Origin of the sequence: Arthrobacter sp. AL05 (assembly GCF_029960715.1) — a bacterium.
Classification (GTDB): Bacteria; Actinomycetota; Actinomycetes; order Actinomycetales; family Micrococcaceae; genus Arthrobacter.
Map to the genome: position 1 here is coordinate 1 of NZ_JASBRC010000007.1, position 22,590 is coordinate 22,590.

Below are 22,590 nucleotides of genomic sequence, written 5' to 3' on the forward strand. Positions count from 1 at the left end.
GCAATGCGCTAGATCAGCGGGATGCCTGCAAACATCCTGTCACGGTGAGGGATCCTGAATCGGACGTGGATGGTGCTATCCGGTAGTGCCGTGCTCGGTACGCTTCACGAAGTACAGCGCGCGGGGGGAACGTATGACTCCGGAGTACGGCGCTTTGCGCCTGGACGGAACGTCACGCGACGCGGGCGGGATTCGACAAGCTCTACCTCGGGGTCGCCGTCGAACATCATGGAGCCCGCCGGCTTTATCAACGCCTTGGCTTCACCTTTGCGGGGCCGACGACCACAACGACATATCAGTACGTGGACGACTACGGACGGATGCAGTGGGCCACTGAAACAGACAACATTTTCGAGAAGGCACTGGCTGAATACGGCCCATCCGGTCGTAGGTCAGCAAGTGCCCGGTGAAGGCCCCTTTACCGGACGTCCAAGACCCCGATGGCCTATGGCCTCACATGTACAAATCCGTGCCTCGCCTTGGCCACTTGGCTATGTCAACCATTCTTGGCTCCGGCTGGACGAGGTGGATCTGGCCCCACCAGGAGGAGCGACAACGCTACACGGGCGTTTCCGCCACAACCACGAGATAGGGAATTTGGTTCAGACCGTTTGTGCCGGCTTGAATCAGTACCATCCGGCTAACCTGCGGTTAATTGGGCGACAGTGTGGGCCGCCTCGCCCGCACCAAAAAGCAGCAGTCCTAGCGGCTCTAATGCCATCTGCTCAGAAGGTGGTGTACTCCACGGATGATGTCTTCCAGAGCTCTGTCGCATCACTAAGTGCGGAATCGACGTCTTCGCCCGTGACTGAGAACGTCGTTTCAATATCCTGATCCGCCCACGTGAACACCACCGACATCGCTCCTGCGGCGACGTCAAGATCAACCCAAAATGAGATGGTCCAGAAGTTGTTGTGCCCCTCATGCGTGACAATTTCAGCAGTGGAAGGCCCGGAGTTGAGTTGATCGACAGCTAGTTGAGGGCCGTCGGCCGGAGAATTCCGCAGATAGGCGCCGACCTGGCGATCGATGTCCCGCTGCTGCTCGAGTGTCAACGGGCCCTTGAACCTGACACTCATCTGAACCCATAAACCAAAGGGGTAAACCTCAGCGAAGACCAGGCTGCAACCAGCTCCGCTCAGAAGAACGGAGCCCCTGCCGGCCAAAAAGCCCGGTTGCCAGTTGTACGGTCTCCTGGGCATGTGAGCTCCTAACGAGTAACCAAACGAGAGCCGGGGCTGTTTGTCGATCCTGTCCTGGTTGCGATGATACGACCTGACACCTGCAGCACCCAGCAACCCGTCGACGGGTACCGTTCTAGCCGTCCTGGTGGGCTCCAAACCGGTTAACACAGTCATTCAGGGCACAGCCCCGTTGACGATCTGAAGTGAAGTCCGAGTCAGCAGTGGAGACCAGAGCCGACCGACGTGGACGCTAGTTGACGAGTTGCTGGACCGCACCGGGAATGAACATCAACGTACTGATCAACGCGAACGTGGCGATGCCGTAACCGATGGCCAGGGCTCCAATAGCCAGACCACGGCCGCGTTCTCCCTTCAACCTAATCTGGCTGAGCGCCATGTGCCCGGCCCCCACCGCAAAGACAGCAACGACTGCGGACCCAAATAACCAGACGCCGGCGGCTGCGATTACGGCGAAGATGATGGCTGCGACCGACACCCTGTTCAGTCCGTTAGTCGACGTTCTGGCCTGCACTACTGGCTCACTCATCTCGGTTCCCCCAACCTGGTTGTTCACGCGAGTCTAGCTGGCTTATCCAGTAGCTCGAACGGGTCCGAAGCGCGCGGGCGCCCAGCAACTGGTCGACAGGATCCGGGGAGCATTGGGATGGCGTGCATTGGAGATCGAGCATGTTGGTTCAACGGCGGTTCGGGGGCTTCCAGCTATAGCCATCATCGATATCGACCTGATCGTCGCTGATCCAAATGACGAGCCGTCCTACGTCCCGGCCTTCGAAGGAGTCGGATTTGAACTCAAAATTCGTGAACCTTGGCGGTTCGGTCATCGCGTCCTCCGGCACGTTGAACCCGCCTGCAATCTGCACGTTTTCGGCTACGACAGCCCAGAAGTCGCGAAGCATCGGATATTTCGCGACTGGTTGCGCGCCAATCCGAGCGATCGCGATCTCTACGAACATGCGAAGCGTGAAGCGGCAGCCAAGGCTCAATCCGCTGGTGAACACTCCATGCAATACAACGTACGCAAGGAAAAGGTCATCCAGGAGATTTACCATCGAGCGTTCGTTGCCACAGGGTTATTGAAGTCGTAGACGCTGTGCGTGAACGAGAACGACCCCGCCAATACCAACAACCATCCGCTAAGTGTTGCAATCACCGCGAGAACCCAAGGATCCCCGAGCGGGCGGGCTGTGCAGACGGCTTTGGGCAGTCGAGTTCGGAAACTGGGCGCGGGGCGTTCATTCAAGCTTACGGAATGCAGCTTCCGCGGCGGAAACACGGGCCTCGGCATACTCTCCAACCCAAGACGCCGGCCGGCCACAGCTACCCGTCAACGGCCCCCGCTAGCGCCCGAACCACGACTCGGCCAGGTACACGTCAGCTTCCAGGCTGCAGTCGCCGGCCGAGGGACCGAGCGCCAGCCGGTAGTTGCCTGCGGCGATATGCCACTGCCCGCGCCCGGTGTTATAGCTGGCCAGCAGCCGCGGATCAGCAGTTAGCTCGACGGTCCGTGATTCGCCGGGCTCGAGGTCCACACGCTCGAAGCCGAGCAGACGCATCCGGGGTCCCGCAGGGTCCTCAAGGAGGTAAAGCTGGGGCACATCGGCCCCGGAGCGCGGCCCTTCATTGGTGACTGTAACTTCGGCCCGCACCCCGCCACGGTCCTGCACTGTCAGGTTTCCATAGCCGAAGCGGGTGTAGCTGAGCCCGTGGCCGAAAGGGAACAGGGGTTTCTTCCCGGCCTTCGCGAACCAGCGGTACCCGACGTCGGATCCCTCGTTGTAGATGACCGTCGTTGGGGTACCCCACGGTGTACCGAGGCCCGGCAGTACCGGCCGCGGTGTCTGGTCCAGATCTTTCGGAAAGGTCAGCGGGAGTTTTCCGGACGGGTTGGTGACACCGGCGAGGATTTCGGCGATCGCCTGGCCACCGCACTGGCCGGGGTACCAGGCCGCCAGCACGGCCCTGACATTCGGGAGCCACGGCATCGCCACGGGATTGCCGGTCTCGAGGACGACGACGGTGTTCGAGTTCGCACCCGCAACAGCGTCGATTACGGTGTCCTGCCCCCACGGCAGGGTCAAGTCAGCGTTGTCGTAGCCTTCGCCCTCGACCCGGATTCCAAAAACGATGGCGACATCGGAACGACGTGCCAGCAGCGCCGCCTCCCTGGGGTTCATGCCGGGGTCGTACTCGATCTCGGCGTCCGGCAGTAGCTTCTGCAGTTCTGCCAGCGGCGAGGACGGCAGCAGGTACAGGTTCCGCATGCTGCCCATAATGCCGGGGCCGCCGATCAAGTGGATTTCGGCGTATCCGCCGGGCGGGGTGACGGCGCTGGAGCCGCATCCGGCGGGGACGCCCAGTTGGGCATGTCCCCCGATGACGGCAATTTTGAACCGTCCAACGGCGGTGGACGGCACCTCCAGCGGGAGCACACCGTCGTTCTTGAGCAGGACAATCCCCTGCCGTGCCGTCTCCAGGGCAACGGCGGCATGGGCGGACGGGTCGACGTCGGGCGTTCCCTCCCAGCGGTCGATGCCGACGTCGAAAATGGCGTAGAGGATACGCTGCACCATCTCGGACAGGCGCTGCTTGGGAAATTCGCCCGACTCGAAGGCCGCACGCAGCGGTGCGGTGAAGCTCTCCTGCCCCCACATCATGACGTCAATCTGAACGCCTGATTCCTGGTCCTGGCCCTGCAGCGCAAAGCCCCAGCTGGGCGTAGCGCCCCAGTCGGACATGACCCAGCCGGGAAAGCCCCAGGCGCCTTTCAGGATGCCCTGCAGCAGCCCGTCGTTGCCGCCCGCATAGGTGCCGTTGATTTTGTTGTATCCGGTCATGACCGATCCGGGCCGGGCGCGTTCGATGGCGATCTCAAACGCGAGCAGGTCGGATTCCCGGTGCGCTGCCGGGTCGATGACCGCGTCCAGCCAGTGCCGGTTGGTTTCGTTGCAGTTCAGCGAAAAGTGCTTCACCGTGGAGATCACCTGCTCGCCCTGGATGCCCTCGACCGACTCCGCGCCAAGGACTCCGGTGAGCCAGGGGTCCTCGGAGAGGTACTCAAAGTTCCGGCCGTTTCGCGGGTCGCGGTGCAGGTTCAGTCCGCCGGCGAGCAGGACGTTGAGCCCTCTGCTCCTGGCCTCCCTGCCAATCAGCTGCCCGGATCTGCGGGCGAGCACGGGGTTGAAGCTGGCGCCCAGGGCGATTGACGCCGGGAGCGCCGTCGCGGTGTCCCCTTCCCGGTAGCCCGGGTTGGTCACGCCCAGGCTCGCGTCGGTCATCAGCAGGCCCGGGATGCCCAGCCTCGGAATCCCGGGCGTGTAACCGGCGCTCATCGGGACGCCGTCCGGGATGCGCGGATCTTTGTCCGTGAGCACTGCATTGGTACCCATAACGCTGATCAGGAGCGAGAAGCGCTCGTCATCCGTCAGTTGCGCCTCGGCTTCCCGGGCCCGTTCCATCGCTTCTGAGTTCACGCTGGCCTGCTTTCGGGTCAGCCCCGGCATGGAACTGCGGGCCGCGGCGGATTGGGGACCTGAGGATGGGTTCCATCTTGCCCGCGGTTGGTGGATGAAACCAGAGGCTCGGATGGACGCCGATGCCACGCAGCCACTGCCACTGCCGTCGCCGAGCCCGGCGCCGCCTGTTTAAATGCAAGGCCTGCAGGTACCTTCGCGATCTCGCTATGAGCTGGCTCGGACATTTTTATGTCCAGAACGACCCGGCTGAATCAGATGGTTACCTGCAGGTGTTTTAAGCGTACGCCCGGACCGCGGGCACGGGTAGGGCAAAGGTCCCGACTTCCGGGACCTTTGCCCTGCCCGGCGGGCCGGTCGGGGCTCGCTGTCCGGCCCGAGCGTGCCGCGATCCGAGGCCAACCGACGCCCCCGCGCCCAAAAGCGTAGAGTGGAACAAGACGCCTGATTCTGGACGCCGAGCGCTGAGGGAGAAATCGTGACGATTGACTGGGACGAAAAGAAGACCCTGCTGCAAGAACCGAATATCGCCGCCGTTACACAGCTTTGCGACGAACTCATGGAAAAGAAGCCGGGGTCGGTTGTCCCGTACATTGACCCCGTCCACGACGAGGATGAGTGCCGGATCGTCAGCCTCCACATCGCCCCGGGCAAGGGCACCGAGTCGGGCTTCGTTTCCCATTTCAACGATGACGAGACCGCCCGCCGCGCCACGTCCATCTACGAAGCCGTTGAACTCGAAGCCCGCTACGTTATGCCGTGGAACGCCTACCCTTGGGTCCGCGATCCCGAGCTCCCCTCGGCGCTGAACGTACAGGAGAAGACCGACGGCCTGCGGCCGTTCCGCCAGTTCCTCAAGATCAACAAGCGCGTCTCCGCCGTCATCGCCCACGGTGCCGACGCCCACGCTTTCCTGACGCTCTTCGAGAAGACCTACCACTCCTCCCTGAAGAACCGGGGTGTGAAGATCTACAAGGCAACCGCGCTGGGTGGCCGCGCCTTTGCCGTCTCGGCAGCCAAGCAGGAGGAACTCCTGAGCAAAAACGTCGAGGTCTACAAGGACGCCATGCAGCGGGCAGGCATCCAGCACCTGTGAGCTGACACCGCGCTGAAGTTGACACCGCGGGGGCGGTACGACGACGGCCGCCCCGCGCCGGCCTCGTTCCCGCCGCGTAGGGTCCAACGGCCCTGCCCAAGCCCGGCCGCCTCTGGTGAGCTTATGGACGAGCCCGGACGGCTGCGTCCCTGGGAAGGCTCACTCCCGAAGAGGACTCGGTTATGGGACGGTTGGACGGCAAAGTGGCCCTGGTCAGCGGCGGAGCCCGCGGCATCGGTGCAGCCGTTGCGGAGCGCTTCCTTGCCGAGGGGGCGAAAGTGGTGGCCGGCGACGTCCTGGATGAGGATGGCCGGGAGTTGGCCGGGACTCTCGGTGCAGGCCTTCGCTATGTGCATCTGGACGTCACGAAGCCGGCGGACTGGGACGCGGCAGTGGCGGCGGCCGAAACCAACTTCGGCAGCCTCAGTATCCTGGTCAACAACGCCGGCATCGTAACGTTCGGCCGAATCGACGAGTATCCGCAGGAACAGTGGGCCCGGATCATCGACGTTAACCTCACCGGTGTTTTCAACGGAATCAAGGCCGCCGCGCCGGCGCTGACGCGGGCCGGGGGCGGCTCCATCATCAACGTCTCCTCGATCGCCGGGCTGCGCGGCTACGAGCAGCTCTCCGGATACACGGCGTCAAAGTACGGTGTTCGCGGCCTAACCAAAAGTGCCGCGCTGGATCTCGGCAGCTCCGGCATCCGGGTCAACTCCGTCCATCCCGGCGTCATCGAGACCCCCATGACCGCTGGCATGACGTTCGACACTGGACATGTCCCGCTGCACCGGACCGGACAACCGCCGGAGATCGCGGCTCTTGCGGTGTACCTGGCGGCTGACGAGTCCTCATTTGTCACCGGCGCCGAGTTCGTGATTGACGGCGGCGAGACGGCCGGCACCGTCGCACCTCCGGCCCCCTGAGTACCGGCAGCAACCCATGACCCAGAATCCTGGATCCAAACTCGCGATCGTTGGCGCCGGCAGCGTTGGCACGTCCCTCGCCTACGCCGCGTTGATCCGCGGCTCCGCCAGCACCGTCGCACTCTTTGACGTCAACGCCGCCAAGGCTGAGGCCGAGGTCCTCGACCTTGCACACGGCACCCAGTTCACCGCCGCTGCGGCAACTGTCGCCGGCGGCGGGGACATTGCTGCGATCGACGGGGCCGACGTCGTCGTTATCACTGCCGGGGCGAAACAGGCGCCGGGGCAGACCCGGCTGGACCTGGCCGGCACCAACGTCCGCATCCTCGAAAAGCTTATGCCGCAGTTGCTGGCCCACGCCCCGGATGCCGTCTATGTGCTGGTGACCAACCCCTGCGATGTGCTGACGGTCGCGGCGCGGCAGATCTCAGGGCTGGCGCCCGCGCGCATCTTCTCATCCGGCACGGTGCTGGACACGTCCCGGCTGCGCTGGCTGCTGGCGCGGCAGGCCGGCGTATCAGTTACCAGCGTCCACGCCAGCATGGTGGGCGAACACGGCGACACCGAGTTCCCCGTCTGGTCAGGCGCCACAATCGGCCCCGTACCGATCCGCCAGTGGATGGTCGATGGCGCCCGTATCTTCTCGCCGGAATACCTCGCCGAGACCGCGCGGGAGGTGATGCAGGCCGCCTACAAAGTAATCGCCGGGAAGGGCGCTACCAACTACGCGATCGGTCTGTCCGGCGCCCGGATCGTGGAAGCCCTGCTGCGCTCGGAAAACGCGGTTCTGCCTGTCTCCACGGTGCTCGATGGCCAGTACGGGATCTCCGGAGTGGCACTGTCCCTGCCCAGCATTGTCGGGAACGGCGGGGTTCGCGCGGTCCTGGATACCCCAATGAACGACGGCGAACTCGCCTCCCTGCATCATTCGGCCGAAACCCTGCAACAGACACTGGCGACGCTCGGGATCTAACAGGGCTGCGCCGTCCCGGGGGCGCCGCCGGCGGGACCAGACTGTGGCGACGCCGTAACGCAACTTCCCCGCAACCCTTAGTATCGGCGCGTCGCATATGCTCAGCAGACAGATTCACGCTGGCTCATCGACGAACCACCCGGGAGACACCTTATGACCAACTGGCGAATCAGGGATTTCCATTCGACCGACCTTGACGGCATCCTGAACCTCTGGGAGTCCCTCAAGGCCACCAATGTCGAGCCGGTATACGCGCTCTCCGAAGTACTGGCATCCTGCGAGAAGGACCACGCCGTCGTGGCGGTGCAAGGTGATCAGGTGGTGGGCGCCGCCGTCGGCCGGGCCGCCCACGACCAGGGCTGGGTGGTCTTCCTGGCCACCCTCCCCGAGTACCGCGGCCGCGGGATCGGCACATCGCTGCTGGCCGCCGTCGAGAACCGGATGGCGCCCCATGGCCTGAACAAGCTCTCCGCCCTGATGCCGGAATCGGAGACCCGGGTGGAGGCATTTGTGAGCCGCGGCTTTGTGCTGAAGAAGAACCTGCGCTACTTCGAGCGGAAGATCCCGGTGCAGCGGCAGGAACTTGAGCCCCTCAGCCAGCTTGGCGGCCGGATCCTGGCCCGCGACCTGTGGGAAAACGTCGCCGGAATGCGCAAGGAGAAGGAACTGCTGGAGCGCCGCCTTGTCCTGCCGCTCGCGGAGGCCGACCTTGCCGACGAATACGGCGTAGTGCCGCCACGCGCCGTCGTCCTCTTCGGGCCTCCCGGAACCGGCAAAACAACCTTCGCCAAGGCCATCGCGTCCCGCCTCGAATGGCCGTTCGTCGAGGTTTTCCCCTCCCGGCTGGCTTCCGATCCCAAGGGCCTCGCCGGCGCGTTGCGCGAGACATTCCTGGAGATCGCCGAACTGGAGCATGCCGTCGTCTTCATCGACGAGGTGGAAGAGATCGCCTCCCAGCGCTCCGGCGAACCGCCGTCGCCGCTCCAAGGTGTCACTAACGAACTGCTCAAGATCATCCCGGCCTTCCGCGAACAGCCCGGCCGCCTGCTGGTCTGCGCCACCAACTTCATCCGCGCCCTGGACAATGCGTTCCTGCGACATGGCCGCTTCGACTATGTCATCCCCATCGGCCTCCCCGACCGCCAGGCCCGCGAGGCTATGTGGGAGCGCTTTATCCCGGCCACCGTCGTTGACGATGTCGACGTCGAACTGCTGGTGGACCGGACCGAGGGCTTCTCCCCGGCGGATATCGAATATGCGGCCCGGAGCGCGTCCCAGCGGGCGCTGGAGAAGGCCGTGTACGACGACGGCGGGCTGGCGTCCAGCGGCACCGGCCCCAGCCGCGACGCAGTCCGGAAGGGCCCCGCAACCCGGGACTATCTCGATGCGATTGCGGACACCCGGACCACTGTCAGCGACGAAGTCCACCAGCTGTTCCTCGAGGATATCGACGCCCTCGGCCGGGTGTAGCCACCGCCTGGCGGCATGGTCCTAGGGGATAGTGACGACGATCTTGCCCTTGGCGTGGCCCAGCTCAAGGGCGGCGAAAGCCTCGCCGATCCGTGCAAACGGGTAACTGCTGTCCATCACCGGCTGCAGTTGCCCGCCGTCGACGAGGGTGGCCAGAACGCGGAGATCATCACCGCTGGGGTGCATAAAGAGGTACCGGTAGCTTGCCTTGACCTTGCGGGCGCGCCGTCGGATTCCCAGGCTCATCAGCGCGAACACGACGGTGATCCACGGTGGCGCCTTCAGGTCCACCGTCGCGGTGCGGGGCTCCGGCACCCCCGCAATGGAGACCACTTTGCCGCCAGGCCGGAGGATGCCGAAGGATTTTTTTAGTGTCTCTCCACCGACCAGATCCAGTACGGCGTCGAAGTTGCTCAGCAGCGCCGGGAATTCCTCCCGGGTGTAGTCGATGACATGGTCGGCGCCAAGCCTGCGCACCAGGGCCAAGCCGGCCGGGGATGCGGTCGTCGTGACGTCTGCCCCGAAGTGTTTGGCCAACTGGATTGCCAATGTGCCAACACCTCCCGAGCCGCCGGAGATGAAAAGCCGGGTCCCCGGGCCGACGCCGAGTACATCGCGCAGCGCCTGCAGTGCCGTCAGCCCCGCCAGCGGCAGTCCTGCGGCTGCGGCGAAATCGAGCGAGGCAGGCATCGCGGCCACCAGTTCCTCCCGGACGCAGACGTACTCTGCGAACGCACCGAGCCGTTTTTTGTCCACGCGCGCATACACGTTGTCGCCGACGGCGAAGCGGCTCGGCCCGGGCCCGACGGCGTCCACGGTCCCGGCGGCTTCGCAGCCGGCGATGATGGGCAAGCGAAGCCGATTGAGAGGGCGCAAATCACCATCGCGGATTCGGAAGTCGACCGGGTTCAGGCCTGCCGCTTCAACTCTGATCCGCACCTCGCCGACCCCGGGTAGGGGTTCGGGGACGTCCTGGAGCTCCATTGCCTCGGCCCCGCCGTAGCGTGTGAGCACAAACGCCCGCATGCTCACTTCTGGTCGGCGCCTTGCCCGGCAGCCGTGTCCCCTACGGCCCCCACCAGCGGTTCTGCGTCCGCAGGGACGGCCGACGGCGCATCTGCGTACGAGAGATTTTCATAATCGGTGTCATCGGCTTCGTCCAGCAAGTCGTCAAGCTCCTGGAGCAGCCACGGGTTGATCCGGGCGAGGATCTTCCGGGTCTCCTCGACCGGAACAGCTGCGTAGAGCACCGGGCGGGCCTCGTCGTACCGGGTGACGGGCGGCTTGTCGGGCCACTTTTCGGCCAGCGCCTTGACCCTGGAGGGCAAGGAGTTATGCGCGTTGTCGGCGATCTTCACCAAGGTGGCGTCGTGGTCCCCGGCGATATAGCGGATTCCGGCCTGGTAGTCATCCGGGTTCTCGTGCAGGCGCTTCGTGACCCGCTCAACAATGTCCGCCGCCCGCTCCGAGACACCCATGTCCAGCAGTGCCTGCCGGGTCATCGGGGTATCCTCCGCGATATCGTGCAGGTAGCCGGCGATCCGGATGTCGTCGTCGAAGTCCGCCAAGGCATCCCCGACGGCGATAACGTGCTCGCGGTAGGGCTTCTTGAGCTTGTCCTTTTGGCGGTTGTGAGCCACCTCGGCGAGGACCTTCGCGGTCTCAACAGTGAATCGGGGGTGTGCTGGTTCTGACATGGTTCAAGCCTACGCGTCCGGGCCGGCGGCTCAGGTTACACCCCGGGCCACACCCAGGGCTGAAGCGGCAGCATCGCAGGCCGGAATGCCGCAAGGGCTTGGTCCAAGGACCCCGCCGGCAGACCGACGGAGGACAGCAGTATGTCCCTCACGTCCTCGCCCGATACCCCCGCACGGCCCAGGTCTGCCAAGGTCACGGCCCCGTCCCGCTTGGCAAGCCGGATCCCGTCGGCATTGAGGATAAGCGGGACATGGGCATATTCCGGTACGGGAATATTCAGGAGGGAAGCCAGGTAGGCCTGGCGGGGTGTGGAGGGCAGCAGATCATCGCCCCGCACCACCTGGTCGACCCCTTGGGCCGCGTCGTCGACCACCACTGCCAGGTTGTAGGCGGCCACACCGTCATTTCGCCTGAGCACAAAGTCGTCCACCACCCCGGTGTAGCTGCCGTGCAGCACATCGTCCACGGTTGTTTCGGCGACGTCGGCGCGGAGCCGGATCGCGGCAGGCCGGACGGCGCGCTTGGCGTCCCGCTCAGCCGCGGACAGGTTCCTGCAGGTGCCCGGGTAGGCCCCCTGCGGCGCGTGCGGGGCGGACGGGGCTTCCTGGATTTCGCGGCGGGTGCAGAAGCACTCGTAGCTCAGGCCGGCGGATTCCAGCCGCGAAATCGCCGCCGTGTACAGCGGTTCGCGGTCCGTCTGGCGCACGACGCCGCCGTCCCAGCTCACGCCGATGGCCACCAGGTCCCGCAGCTGCGCGGCCTCGGCCCCGGTCCGTGCGCGGTCCAGGTCTTCGACCCGGAGCAAAAAGCGCCGGCCGGTGGAGCGGGCGAAGAGCCAGGCAAGGACGGCGGTCCGGAGGTTGCCCACGTGCAGTTCGCCGGAGGGGCTGGGGGCGAAGCGGCCGGCAGATGTCATGGCACCACCCTATGCGGGGAAACACAAGGGCCCCTCAGCTACCGATGACAACGGAATACCGGCGCCGGTAGCTCAGGGGCCCTTGCCGTGCCGGACCCGGACTGTTGCTCCGGGCCCTGGCACCGTAAATCCTACGAACAGCGAATCAAATCGTAAGGACAGCGGGTCGGGTAACCGTGACTGTGGAAAGACAATGCGTGAACAAGTGTCAATCAGCGGCGGGTTCCTTGCGGGAAGCCCCATCGAGGGTCCGGGTGGTGTACCGGGGTACCTGTAGCCTTCGGGATCCGGCGGTAGCTCGCATCCCTTTGTTGTCACCATTTGAACAGAAGCCCTACAGTTGGTGCAACGGACATCGCTTGCATTGGTCAATCTGATCAACACAAGCCGAAGGGATGGGCAAGCAGTGGTCACTTTGCAGCAACTCGACGCCACCGACCGGCGGATCCTCGTCGCCCTGGACGATGACCCCCGGATGCCCATTATGGTGCTGGCCCAGAAACTGGGCCTGGCCCGCGGGACCGTACAGTCGCGTCTTGAGCGGATGACAGCATCGGGCGCGCTGCGGCCCAACAGCAGCCGGGTGCTGCCCTCCGCGCTGGGCCGGGGAGTAGCGGCGTCCGTGAGCGCGGAACTGGACCAGAGCCATCTGAACGAGGCGATCGCCGCGCTGCGGAACATCCCGGAGGTTCTTGAGTGCCATGCTCCGGCCGGCGAGACGGACTTGTTGATCAGGGTGGTGGCCACAAGCCCGGACGATCTGTACCGCGTCTCCGAGGAAATCCGGCTTTGTCCCGGAATTGTGCGGACCTCCACCAGCATGTTCCTGCGCGAGGTCATCCCGTACCGGACAACGGGACTGCTGGATTCCTGAACCTACGGAGCGGACGTCGCCGCGCCGGGCCGGCTGGCCAGGGACCGGGCCGCAAGCGCGCAGCGGCCCCACCAGCGGCCCAACCAGCTCGGACACCAGCTCAGCGGCACCATCAGCATCAGGCCTCGGCACGGGAACAACGGCGGCCGCGGCAGCCAGGGCGACCCGGAGCGTCCCCAAAGTCACTGCCGGGGCATAAACCATTCGGTGAATGCCGTGGCGCGGCCGTCCCCCGTGAGCTGGATGACCCAGAGGTTGTTATAGCTTGGGCTGTCACCGCGGTATTCGGTGCGGCCCTGCACGAAGGCCCTGCCGCCGTCGACCCCGAGGAGATTCCACTCAAAGGTCCAGTCCCCCGGCTCGTCCAGCCTGGCGATCCAGCGGTCCACAATTTGCTCACGCCCGCTCCAAGGCTCGGGATCATCAGGACGGGTGAAGTACTGGGCGTCCTCGGTGAAGAGTGCCCTGATGTCCTCCGGTGCGTTCGACGTCCAGGCTGTGATGTAGTGCTGGATCCAGCGCGCTACATTATCTCTCATGCCTCGTTTGTACTCCCTGCTTCCGGGCGCCCGCAAGCGTCCTCGACTAAGCTGCGGCCGTGATCCACAGGCCGATCAGCCAGGTGCTGGCGGCGAGGCAGGCGAGGCCGAACTCAACAATCATGCCCAGCCCGGTTGCTTTCAACGCCGCCCAGCTGGACGCCAGGGCCGTGCCGAAAACGCGTGTGCGGTGCAGCTCGCTGAGCAGCAGGCCGGCGGCGAACCCAACAAAAAGTCCCACGACGGGGATGATCAACATCCCCGCCACCCCAAGGACCAGCCCTGCCACCACCGACCGGCCGGGAATGCTGTGCTCTTTGAGTTTCCGCCCGGTCAGGACCGCACTGGCCGCCATTCCCGACAGGACAAAGACCAGTCCGATCCCGAACACCACCCAGCCTGTGGTTCCGGCGCCGCCCCAGATGGCCCAGGCCAGCAGGCTCAGTCCGATCAGGATGCTGCCGGGAAGGACCGGGATCACGGTGCCGGCGACGCCGACCAGAATGGCGATGCCGCACAGGATTGTCACCACAGGCTCAGGGTTCATCTCCCCAGCCTATTCACCTGCGGCTACTCGGCTTCCACCGCCGCGGCGACGGCGGCCGAAACCGCCGGGGCCACCCGGGGATCCAGCGGGCTGGGGACGATGTAGTCCGCGGAAAGGTCCTCGTCGGCGAGTGCGGCGATGGCCCGGGCCGCGGCCAGCTTCATGGCCGGCGTGATGCGTCGGGCGCCAGCGTCGAGGGCTCCGCGGAAGATGCCGGGGAACGCGAGGACGTTGTTGATCTGGTTCGGGAAGTCGCTGCGGCCGGTGGCGACCACGGCCGCATACTTGCGTGCGACCTCCGGCAGGACTTCGGGGTCCGGGTTGGACAGCGCGAATACGATCGAATCCCGGCTCATGAGCTTGAGGTGTTCCTCGGCCAGCTTCGATGAGGAGACGCCGATAAAGACGTCCGCGTCCAGGAGCGCCTCGGCGGGGCCGCCGGAGACGCCGCGGGGGTTGCCGCTGGCGGCCAGGGTGGCCTTCTTGCCGGCCGGGTCGGCGGCGATATCCGCACGCCCGCTGTTGAGAACACCCTTCGAATCCAGCAGCACAACGTCGGTGATCCCGGCGGCCAGGAGCATCTGTGCGACGGCGATCCCGGCAGCGCCGGCGCCCGAGACGACAACACGCAATTTCTCAAGGCCCCTTCCGGTCACCTTGGCGGCGCCGGTAAGTGCGGCGAGAACGACGACGGCGGTGCCGTGCTGGTCATCGTGCATCACTGGGCAGTCAAGGGCCGCAATGAGCTTCTCCTCGAGTTCGAAGCAGCGCGGCGCAGAGACGTCTTCAAGATTGACGGCGCCGTAGCTCGGACGCAGGCGGACGAGGGTCTCCACGATCTCGTCGACGTTGGTGGTGTTGAGCACCAGCGGGATGGAGTCAAGTTCGCCGAAAGCCTTGAACAGGGCGGACTTGCCCTCCATCACCGGCAGCGATGCGCTGGGCCCGATGTCGCCGAGGCCCAGGACGGCGGTGCCGTCGCTGACAACGACAACCAGGCGTTGGGCCCAGGTGAGCGTCTTCGCAAGCTCCGGGTTGGCGGCGATTGCACGGCTGACCTGGGCAACGCCGGGCGTATAGGCGATGGACAGCTCGCGCTTGGTGGCGAGCGGCACGGTGCTGGAAACGGAAAGCTTGCCGCCCTGGTGGGAAGCGAAAATTTCCTCGTCGCTGAGCACCGTGAGGGGCCCTGCGGGGGAAGTGGCGTCGGCGGGAATCGTTGTTTCTGTGGACACGTCGTTGTCTCCTAAGGCTCACCGTGGGCGCACGGCTTATGGAAGCTCAAGCACAGGGATGCTCAAGATAATCTGGGGGAACATCGGCTCCGACCCGAGGTTGGCGGATCTGCGGCTTAGCTCCGGTCGTGCAGGCGGCGGGCCGCTCCGGTTCTGTAATGGTAAACAGCCCGGCTCCGGCGTAACGCGCCGCAGGACGGACACCGGACAGGGTGAAACGTTTATCCTCCATGCCTAGTGAGCCCGGTCACAGGAAATCGCCGCTATTTTGCAGAAGAAGGGCCACCTGGACTAGACCAGTTACGCCGCCGGACGGCTGCGGGCCAGCAGGAAACAGGCCTTTTTGAGGTCTTCCTCGGCTTCGAAGAGGGACAGCCGCCGGCAGCGCACGGACTGGACCAGCCCCGTTACGGCGAGCAGCAGCACTCGGGCGCTGGCGGCGTCGCCGCTGACGGCCGTGACCGCCTTCTGCGCCGCGTCGTCAATTTCGCGGAGCAGCTTGGTGGTGTCCGTGTCCTTGGTGTACACCGCCTTGTTCAGGCTCTGCTCCACGGCAGGCTGCATCAGGCGCATGTGCAAGATCTCCATCACGACACCGGCCAGCGCCAGTGCCGGAACCTCACCCTGGGCCGAGGCTGCGGGATGCTTGGCGCAGCGTCCCGCGGCTGTCCCCGCCGGGGCGTGCAGTTCCGTGAGCTGCTTGCGGTAAAGCGCGAGCACCAGTTGCGCGGCGGAGGGAAAATACCGGTACAGGGTGCCCAGCGGAACGCCGGCTCGGGCGGCGACTTCGGAGAGGACCACGGAGTCCAGCCCCTTGCGCGCGAACCCGGTGGCTACCTCGAGGATCCGGGTATAGCGAATCCGCTGCCTGGGCAGGGTGGGGGGAGGGGCCATCGGTGGAAGTTGTACGGGGAATTCAGGCATCAGCAGCGTTCCGTGGTCAGTTTTCTCGGCAGCCTGGAGGGATTCCCCCCCAGCACTGCCGCGGCACTTCCCGTCCACTATACGTGACGCCCCCGGGCCCAACCCGGGCTAGTCGACGCCCTTGATCTTGACCACAAAGACGGCCCCCAGCAGGCCGATGACTGCTGCCGCCACAAACAGCGAAACGTAGCCTCCCCACATCGTCACGAACGGGAAGGCGATGAGCGGCGCAAGCACCTGGGGCAGGGAATTGGCGATATTGAGGACACCCAGGTCCCTGCCGCGGCTCCGTGCCGCCGGCAGCACCTGCGTGATCAGGGCGAAGTCGACCGCAAGGTAGCAACCGAAGCCGAGGCCCAGCACGGAGGCGCCCAGCAATGCCCCGGTCCAGCTGGGGGCAAACGCCAGAATCAGCGCGGCCGCCGCGATGATGAGTGAGGAAATGATCACGAGCGGCTTCCGCTTCCCCATCCGGTCACTGATTCTGCCGCCGATGACACTGCTGATGATCACCATTACCGCATACAGGCCGGTCAGGACGAGCACACCGAGTTCCGGCGGGATGCCCTGCGTCTGCTCAAGCTGGACTGCGTCCGTGAGGAAAAAGAGCAGGTACAGGGTGATCATGTGGTTTCCGATGTTCACCAGGAGCCTGGTCAGCCAGGCCCAGCCGAAGTCCGGGTAGAGCACCGGCGAAATCCAGAAGCCCGTGGCGAAGTCGGCCAAACGGAACGGCGGCCGGACCTCGGCCGGGAGCGGGACGTCGTCGCTCCTGAAGAAATACAGCACAACGCCGGCGAGCAGGGCCACGGCGCAGACCAGATACCCCACGGCGAAGTTGCCGGTCACCGCGGCAGCTATCACCGCGCCGGCCAGGATGCCGACCGTCTGCCCCATCGCGGCAAGGCCCCCGACCGTGCCGCGCTGGGCCACCGGCACGCGGTCTGGGATGGCTGCGGTAATCGCGGCATACGCCCCGTTGCAGCCGGCCTGCACAAGGCACCAGATCAGCGTCATACTGGCAACGTTCGGCGCCCCGGCGAGCGCGATCAAGGCCACGGCGCCGAGGATGGCCCCGAAGAGGACCCAGGGCACCCGACGGCCCATCCGCGCGGAGGTGCGGTCGCTGAACGCGCCGAACAAGGGATTGGCGACCAGCGAGACTGCTGCGCCGGCCCCGGTGACGAGGGCGAGGATGGCCTCCTTGTCGGCTTCGCTGAAGGTTGCCGCCTGCTGGCCGAGAAGTACTTGGAGCGGGGCGAAAAATGCCGCGTTGATGCCGAGGTTGACGAGCACCACCCCGGCGATCCAGACGGGGCGTACCGCCCGTTCAGGCTCGGCGAGCGCTCCGGCCCTCAATTGTCCCGCGGCGGGGCCATGGGCTGGGTCCGGAGCTGCTCCGGGTAGATCGGACAGGCTCATGTAATTCGGTTCCCCCCCGGAAACGGATGACGCACACTGAAGATCGATGAGCAGCCAGACTATCGTGGGGATGACGATCCGCCCCCCTATTTCCAGCCCAGGAGAACCGATGGCCGCATCTGCAGTGAATACCGCCGACCTTTACGACGAACGGGGCGAGGAGCTCGACTCGATTGCCCTGCAGTTCCAGTCGCTGGGCGGACTATCGCACTTCGGCGGACCGATCCGGACCATCCGCTGCTTCGAGGACAATGCCCTGGTCAAGTCCACCCTCGCCACACCCGGCGGTGGCGCCGTCCTGGTGGTGGACGGCGGCGGCTCGCTGCGCACCGCCCTGATGGGCGACCTGATCGCGGCCAGCGCCGTCGCGAACGGCTGGGCCGGCGTTGTTGTTTACGGCGCGATCCGCGACCGGACGGCCATCGCCGGGCTGCCGCTGGGAGTCAAGGCGCTCGGCAGCAACCCGCGTAAAAGCGCGAAGGCGGGCGCCGGTGCGAGCGGCGTGGAGTTGGAGATCGACGGCGTTGTTCTCCGGCCGGGCGCAATGATCTGGTGCGATCCCGACGGGATACTGGTGGAACGCTGACGACTTTGTTCGCCGGCAGTTGGAGGCGGGAACAAATCAGCCGGTAACATAGTTACTGAAAGCAACTATCGGCTTATTCCCACTCTTCCTCTTGGAGCAGTCATGTCCAAAACCACCTCCGCGCCCGCTGCGGGAGAGGTCCTGACCCATCGTCAGACCATCACCGTCATGGTGGGACTCATGCTCGGCATGTTCCTGTCCTCGCTCGACCAGACGATCGTGTCCACCTCGATCTACACCATCGCCAACGACCTCGACGGATTGTCCCTGCAGGCCTGGGCCACCACGGCGTACCTCATCACCTCCACAGTGAGCACGCCGCTCTACGGCAAGCTCAGCGACATCTTCGGGCGACGCCCGCTGTACCTCATCGCGATCCTGATCTTCCTCGCCGGCTCGCTCTACGCCGGCTCGGTCCACTCCATGACCGAGCTCGCCATCGCCCGCGGCATCCAGGGTATGGGCGCCGGCGGCCTCCTGGCACTCGCCTTGACCATCATCGGCGACATCGTGGCACTCAAGGACCGCGCCAAGTACCAGGGCTACTTTATGTCGGTCTTCGGTGTCTCCTCCGTCCTGGGTCCGGTGATCGGCGGCGCCTTCGCCGGTTCGGCGACCATCCTCGGCATCGACGGCTGGCGCTGGGTATTCCTGATCAACCTGCCGATCGGACTTGCCGCCCTCACGGTGGTCTTTATGTACCTGCACCTGCCGGCCAAGCACGTGAAGCAGAAGATCGACTACTGGGGTGCCGCGGCCATTACGCTGGCGATCGTCCCGCTCCTGCTCGTGGCCGAACAGGGCCGCAGTTGGGGCTGGAGCTCGGCCAACTCCTATCTCTGCTACGGACTGGGCGTTGTGGGCATCGTCGCGTTCCTGCTGGCCGAAAAGCGCGCCGGCGACTACGCACTGATCCCGCTGCGGCTGTTCCAGAACATCACGTTCGGGCTGTCTTCACTGCTGAACTTCATCATCGGCATCGGCATGTTTGGCGCGATCGCAATGCTTCCCATGTACCTGCAGCTGGTCAAGGGCCTGACCCCCACCGAAGCCGGCCTAATGATGATCACCTTCACAGTCGGCATCCTCACCGGTTCCATCACGGCCGGCCGGACCATCTCGGCGTCGGGCACCTACCGGGTCTTCCCGATCCTGGGCACCGCCGTCCTGACGGCGGCCGCCGTCGTTATGGGCCTCTCGCTGGGCGTCGATACTCCGCTGTGGGTCCCGGGTGCCATCGCCGTGTTCTTCGGCCTGGGCCTGGGCTTCTGCATGCAGCCGCTGACGCTGGCCATGCAGGTCTCTGTGCCGTCGAAGGACATGGGCGTGGGCACCTCCGCAGCCGCGTTCTTCCGCTCGATGGGCGGCGCCGTCGGAACCGCCGTATTCATCTCCATGCTTTTCAGCCTCGCAGCAGACAAGATCGCCACCGGCATGAAGGACGCCGCGCAGAACGCGGACTACCTCAAAGTGCTCAAGGATCCGGCAATCGCAGCTGACCCCGCCAACGCCAAGCTGTATGAATTCTTCAAGGGCGGGGCCAGCAACGACTCGCTGAACGACACCAGCTGGCTGCACACCGCGAATTCCACGCTGACACGCCCGATCACCGAGGGCTTCGCGCAGTCAATCGACGCCGTGATGCTCACGGCTGCCGTGCTGACCGGCATCGCATTCCTGATCACCTTCGCCCTGCCGAACAAAAAACTGACGGACCCCAAGGCGATCGCCCGGGAAAGTTCAGCCGCCGCCCACTAGGGTCCGCAGCACCGTGGGGCGCCTGTCCGCCAGAGTGTAAGTTTGCTCTCACTTTCTGGTCTTGTGACAGGCGCTCCACTGCGTCCGGTGTAAGACTGGGAAGTTGCGGCGCAGTCCGTGGAACGTAAAAAAGCCGAGGGAGCCAGGATGACAAGCAGCGCAGAACAGACCCCAGCCAAGATCCCCCAGCGGGTTATTTGGCTGGCAGTCGCGGGGGCGGTGGGCGGATTCCTCTTCGGCTTCGATTCCTCCGTGGTCAACGGCGCCGTCGACGCCATCAAGAACGAGTTTGCCCTCAGCGAGGCCGTGACCGGCTTCGCGGTGGCCGTGGCGCTTCTGGGCTGTGCCGCCGGTGCTTACCTGGCCGGCAAGATCGCCGACCGCTACGGGCGCATCCCCGCCATGAAGCTCGGTGCGCTGCTATTCCTGGTCAGCGCGATCGGGACCGGTTTCGCCTTCAGCGTGTGGGACCTCATCTTCTGGCGGCTGGTCGGCGGCCTGGGCATCGGCCTGGCTTCGGTGATCGCCCCGGCGTACATTTCCGAAATCTCCCCGCGCCACGTCCGCGGCAGGCTGGCTTCACTGCAGCAACTCGCCATCACCACGGGTATTTTCGCTGCTCTGCTCTCAGACGCACTGTTCGCGAACTTCGCCGGCGGCGCCGCTGAAATCCTCTGGTTCGGCATCGAGGCCTGGCGCTGGATGTTCCTCGCGGCCGCCGTGCCCGCCGTCGTCTACGGCTGGATCGCCTTCACCCTGCCCGAGTCGCCGCGGTTCCTGGTGGTTCAGGGGAAGGACGAAGAAGCCCTCAGGATCTTCCGCTCCATCGCCCCGAGCGAAGACACTGACCGCCAGCTGCGGGACATCAAAAAATCCGTCGAGGAGGACCAGATCGCGGGCCAGAAGGGCTCCCTGCGCGGCAAGGCCTTCGGGCTGCAGCCCGTGGTGTGGATCGGCATCATTCTGTCCGTCCTGCAGCAATTCGTCGGCATCAACGTTATCTTCTACTACTCCACAACCCTGTGGAAGGCCGTTGGTTTCCAGGAAAAGGACTCCCTGACCATCTCCGTGGCCACCGCGGTCACGAACATCCTGGTGACGCTCGTGGCGATAGCCCTGGTGGACCGGATCGGCCGGCGGCCCATTATGCTTGCGGGTTCCATCGGGATGGCGGTCTCGCTGGGCACCATGGCCCTGGCCTTCGGTTCCGCCACCGGAACCGGAGACGCCATTTCGCTGCCGGGCGCCTGGGGGCCCGCCGCCCTGGTTGCCGCCAACGTTTTTGTGATCAGCTTCGGTGCCTCCTGGGGCCCGCTGGTCTGGGTACTGCTGGGGGAAATCTTCCCGTCCCGGATCCGTGCCCGCGCCCTGGGCCTCGCCGCGGCCGCCCAGTGGATAGCCAACTTTGCCATCACCCTGAGCTTTCCGGTCATGGCGGCAGCCTCGCTGCCCCTGACCTACGCCATGTACGCGATCTTCGCCGCGGCGTCGTTCTTCTTCGTGAAGTTCAAGGTCCCGGAGACCAACGGCATGTCCCTGGAGCACGCCGAGACCCTTTTTGTTCCGAAGGGCTCGGCGAAGGCTGCCGGAAAGGCCTGAGCCGCAGATCGCGCGGGCCGGGCAGATCTGCCCCGGACGGCAGCAAGACGCCCATGTTCCTGGGGAACATGGGCGTCTTCTGCCTCCCGGCAGAAGGCCGGGCGGGCGGTTAAATGGCGTGCGGTTCGTGCGCCGTCAAATAGCTGCGGCCGCCAAGGACTACGGCAATCGCCGCTGCCATGGCCACCGCAGCAGCGAAGAACGGCACCTGCGGCCCGAAGTTCTCGCCGAGCTGGGCAGCCGCGAACGGCGCCAGTGCGCCGCCCATCCAACGGACGAAGTTGTAGCCCGCGGACGCGACCGGCCGGGGCGAATCCGATACCCCCATCGCCAGCTCGGTGTAGATGGTGTTGTTGATGCCCAGCAGTGCGCCGGAGATCACCACAAGCACCACGACGGCGGGCACCGAGTGGCCGGCGGCCAGCCCCAAACCCACCAGGTCCAGCAGCAACAAGGCGAGCGTGCCGGTGAGGACCCGGACGGCCCCGAAGCGGTTCTGCAGCACGGGGGCCGCGAAAACCGAGAAAACAGCGACGGCGACGCCCCAGCCGAAGAAAACCCCGCCGATCCCATAAGCGTCCATCCCGAGGATAAACGGCGTGAAAGCAAGGACGGTGAAAAAGCCGTAGTTGTAGAACAAGCCGCTCGCCGCCGTCGTCCGCAGGCCCTTGTGGCCAAGAGCCAGCAGCGGATCCCGAAGCCTGACTTTCCGCGCCGGCAGCGCGGTCTTGGGCAACAAGGCCAGCAGGGCGATGAACGCGGCGGCCATCAGCACTGCCGTACCAAAGAACGGCGCCCGCCACTGCCAGCCGCCAAGAAGTGCCCCGAGCAGCGGGCCGAGCGAAATACCCAGGCCCAGGGCCGCTTCGTAGAGGATAATCGCCGTACCGGCGCCGCCGCTGGCGACCCCAACAATAACCGCCAGGGCCGTGGCTACGAACAAGGCATTGCCCAGTCCCCAGCCGGCCCGGAAGCCAATGAGCTCCCCGACGCTTTCCGAAGTACCGGACAACGACGCGAAGACAACGATCACGGCGAGCCCAATCAGCAGTGTGCGCTTCCCGCCGATGCGGGACGAGACGAAGCCGGTAATCAGCATCGCGACGGCCGTGACAAGGAAGTAGCTGGTGAAAAGCAGGGAGACTTCGCTTTGCGAGGCATCGAGGTTTTTGGCGATCGCCGGCAGGATGGGATCCACCAGGCCGATACCCATAAAGGCGAACACGGCGGCAAGGGCTGTCGCCCATACCGCCTTGGGCTGTTTGAGTAATGAGGCCTTTTCGGCTTTGAGGGTATCTTCCGCTACCGGCAGGGTGTCAGCGGGCTGGCCGTGCATGGGGTTGCTCCTAAAA

The 22,590-nt window shown here is 65.2% G+C and carries 21 protein-coding genes and 1 pseudogene; 10 read left to right on the forward strand and 12 right to left on the reverse strand.

All coding sequences use genetic code 11. From position 1 onward, the window contains the following. Window positions 1-158 precede the first annotated feature (158 nt). A pseudogene (locus QK287_RS10180) lies at window positions 159-410 on the forward strand (GNAT family N-acetyltransferase); the annotation flags it as partial. A 315-nt stretch (window positions 411-725) separates the two neighbouring features. Here the strand turns inward: QK287_RS10180 and QK287_RS10185 are convergent. Both QK287_RS10185 and QK287_RS10190 read right to left on the reverse strand, forming a co-directional pair. Beyond that, on the reverse strand, window positions 726-1,202 hold the full coding sequence (locus QK287_RS10185) for a hypothetical protein (RefSeq protein WP_226775803.1): 477 nt from the start codon (window positions 1,200-1,202) through the stop codon (window positions 726-728). Window positions 1,203-1,434: 232 nt separating this feature from the next. Next, entirely contained in the window at window positions 1,435-1,731 is a 297-nt protein-coding gene (locus tag QK287_RS10190; protein ID WP_282359983.1) for a DUF4190 domain-containing protein, read from the reverse strand. 88 nt (window positions 1,732-1,819) lie between these two features. Between QK287_RS10190 and QK287_RS10195 the strand changes: the two genes are divergently transcribed. Continuing rightward, window positions 1,820-2,290: a GrpB family protein gene (locus tag QK287_RS10195; RefSeq protein ID WP_226775827.1), complete on the forward strand. Its 471-nt coding sequence runs from the start codon at window positions 1,820-1,822 to the stop codon at window positions 2,288-2,290. Window positions 2,291-2,542: 252 nt separating this feature from the next. On the opposite strand, the gene QK287_RS10200 is transcribed toward QK287_RS10195, so the two are convergent. Then, complete coding sequence (locus QK287_RS10200; RefSeq protein ID WP_282359984.1) at window positions 2,543-4,675, reverse strand: beta-glucosidase; 2,133 nt, start codon at window positions 4,673-4,675, stop codon at window positions 2,543-2,545. A 478-nt stretch (window positions 4,676-5,153) separates the two neighbouring features. Here QK287_RS10200 and QK287_RS10205 point away from each other — a divergent pair, with 478 nt between their 5' ends. The 4 genes from QK287_RS10205 to QK287_RS10220 all read left to right on the forward strand — a co-directional run bounded on the left by QK287_RS10205 (window position 5,154) and on the right by QK287_RS10220 (window position 9,140). Then, entirely contained in the window at window positions 5,154-5,771 is a 618-nt protein-coding gene (locus QK287_RS10205) for a uracil-DNA glycosylase (RefSeq protein WP_253031769.1), read from the forward strand. Between the two features lie 182 nt (window positions 5,772-5,953). Next, window positions 5,954-6,697 (forward strand): glucose 1-dehydrogenase, encoded by a 744-nt coding sequence (locus QK287_RS10210; RefSeq protein WP_282359985.1) that lies wholly within the window; start codon window positions 5,954-5,956, stop codon window positions 6,695-6,697. Between the two features lie 16 nt (window positions 6,698-6,713). Next, the gene (locus QK287_RS10215) at window positions 6,714-7,670 is read left to right on the forward strand and encodes an L-lactate dehydrogenase (RefSeq protein WP_226775808.1); all 957 of its coding nucleotides are present in this window, start codon (window positions 6,714-6,716) and stop codon (window positions 7,668-7,670) included. 153 nt (window positions 7,671-7,823) lie between these two features. Then, window positions 7,824-9,140 (forward strand): GNAT family N-acetyltransferase, encoded by a 1,317-nt coding sequence (locus QK287_RS10220; protein WP_226775809.1) that lies wholly within the window; start codon window positions 7,824-7,826, stop codon window positions 9,138-9,140. A gap of 21 nt (window positions 9,141-9,161) precedes the next feature. Here QK287_RS10220 and QK287_RS10225 read toward each other — a convergent pair whose 3' ends face one another. From QK287_RS10225 to gluQRS, 3 genes are read right to left on the reverse strand one after another with little or no spacing between them, the layout of a single operon-like run. Next, window positions 9,162-10,166 carry an NADP-dependent oxidoreductase gene (locus QK287_RS10225; protein WP_282360079.1) on the reverse strand — a complete coding sequence of 335 codons (1,005 nt, stop codon included), beginning with the start codon at window positions 10,164-10,166 and terminating at the stop codon, window positions 9,162-9,164. A gap of 2 nt (window positions 10,167-10,168) precedes the next feature. Further along, entirely contained in the window at window positions 10,169-10,837 is a 669-nt protein-coding gene (locus QK287_RS10230) for an HD domain-containing protein (RefSeq protein WP_282359986.1), read from the reverse strand. Between the two features lie 35 nt (window positions 10,838-10,872). After that, window positions 10,873-11,754, reverse strand: coding sequence for a tRNA glutamyl-Q(34) synthetase GluQRS (gene gluQRS, locus QK287_RS10235; RefSeq protein WP_282359987.1), 882 nt, complete (start codon window positions 11,752-11,754; stop codon window positions 10,873-10,875). A 415-nt stretch (window positions 11,755-12,169) separates the two neighbouring features. On the opposite strand from gluQRS, the gene QK287_RS10240 reads away from it, so the two are divergent. Beyond that, window positions 12,170-12,628 carry an Lrp/AsnC family transcriptional regulator gene (locus tag QK287_RS10240; protein ID WP_282360080.1) on the forward strand — a complete coding sequence of 153 codons (459 nt, stop codon included), beginning with the start codon at window positions 12,170-12,172 and terminating at the stop codon, window positions 12,626-12,628. Between the two features lie 182 nt (window positions 12,629-12,810). On the opposite strand, the gene QK287_RS10245 is transcribed toward QK287_RS10240, so the two are convergent. The 5 genes from QK287_RS10245 to QK287_RS10265 form a co-directional block, all read right to left on the reverse strand. Beyond that, on the reverse strand, window positions 12,811-13,167 hold the full coding sequence (locus QK287_RS10245; protein WP_226775812.1) for a nuclear transport factor 2 family protein: 357 nt from the start codon (window positions 13,165-13,167) through the stop codon (window positions 12,811-12,813). Between the two features lie 46 nt (window positions 13,168-13,213). After that, window positions 13,214-13,714, reverse strand: coding sequence for a DUF456 domain-containing protein (locus tag QK287_RS10250; protein ID WP_282359988.1), 501 nt, complete (start codon window positions 13,712-13,714; stop codon window positions 13,214-13,216). Between the two features lie 23 nt (window positions 13,715-13,737). Beyond that, a complete protein-coding gene (locus QK287_RS10255; RefSeq protein ID WP_282359989.1) occupies window positions 13,738-14,949 on the reverse strand; it encodes an NADP-dependent malic enzyme in 1,212 nt (403 codons plus the stop codon). A gap of 300 nt (window positions 14,950-15,249) precedes the next feature. After that, window positions 15,250-15,843 (reverse strand): TetR/AcrR family transcriptional regulator, encoded by a 594-nt coding sequence (locus QK287_RS10260; protein ID WP_282359990.1) that lies wholly within the window; start codon window positions 15,841-15,843, stop codon window positions 15,250-15,252. A 138-nt stretch (window positions 15,844-15,981) separates the two neighbouring features. Next, entirely contained in the window at window positions 15,982-17,295 is a 1,314-nt protein-coding gene (locus QK287_RS10265; protein ID WP_282359991.1) for an MFS transporter, read from the reverse strand. A gap of 109 nt (window positions 17,296-17,404) precedes the next feature. On the opposite strand from QK287_RS10265, the gene rraA reads away from it, so the two are divergent. The 3 genes from rraA to QK287_RS10280 all read left to right on the forward strand — a co-directional run bounded on the left by rraA (window position 17,405) and on the right by QK287_RS10280 (window position 21,238). Further along, a complete protein-coding gene (rraA, locus tag QK287_RS10270; protein WP_226775817.1) occupies window positions 17,405-17,881 on the forward strand; it encodes a ribonuclease E activity regulator RraA in 477 nt (158 codons plus the stop codon). Between the two features lie 102 nt (window positions 17,882-17,983). Beyond that, window positions 17,984-19,639: an MDR family MFS transporter gene (locus QK287_RS10275; RefSeq protein ID WP_282359992.1), complete on the forward strand. Its 1,656-nt coding sequence runs from the start codon at window positions 17,984-17,986 to the stop codon at window positions 19,637-19,639. A 147-nt stretch (window positions 19,640-19,786) separates the two neighbouring features. Then, window positions 19,787-21,238 carry a sugar porter family MFS transporter gene (locus tag QK287_RS10280; protein WP_226775819.1) on the forward strand — a complete coding sequence of 484 codons (1,452 nt, stop codon included), beginning with the start codon at window positions 19,787-19,789 and terminating at the stop codon, window positions 21,236-21,238. A gap of 109 nt (window positions 21,239-21,347) precedes the next feature. Here QK287_RS10280 and QK287_RS10285 read toward each other — a convergent pair whose 3' ends face one another. Then, window positions 21,348-22,574, reverse strand: coding sequence for an MFS transporter (locus tag QK287_RS10285; RefSeq protein ID WP_282359993.1), 1,227 nt, complete (start codon window positions 22,572-22,574; stop codon window positions 21,348-21,350). Between the last annotated feature and the right edge of the window lie 16 nt (window positions 22,575-22,590).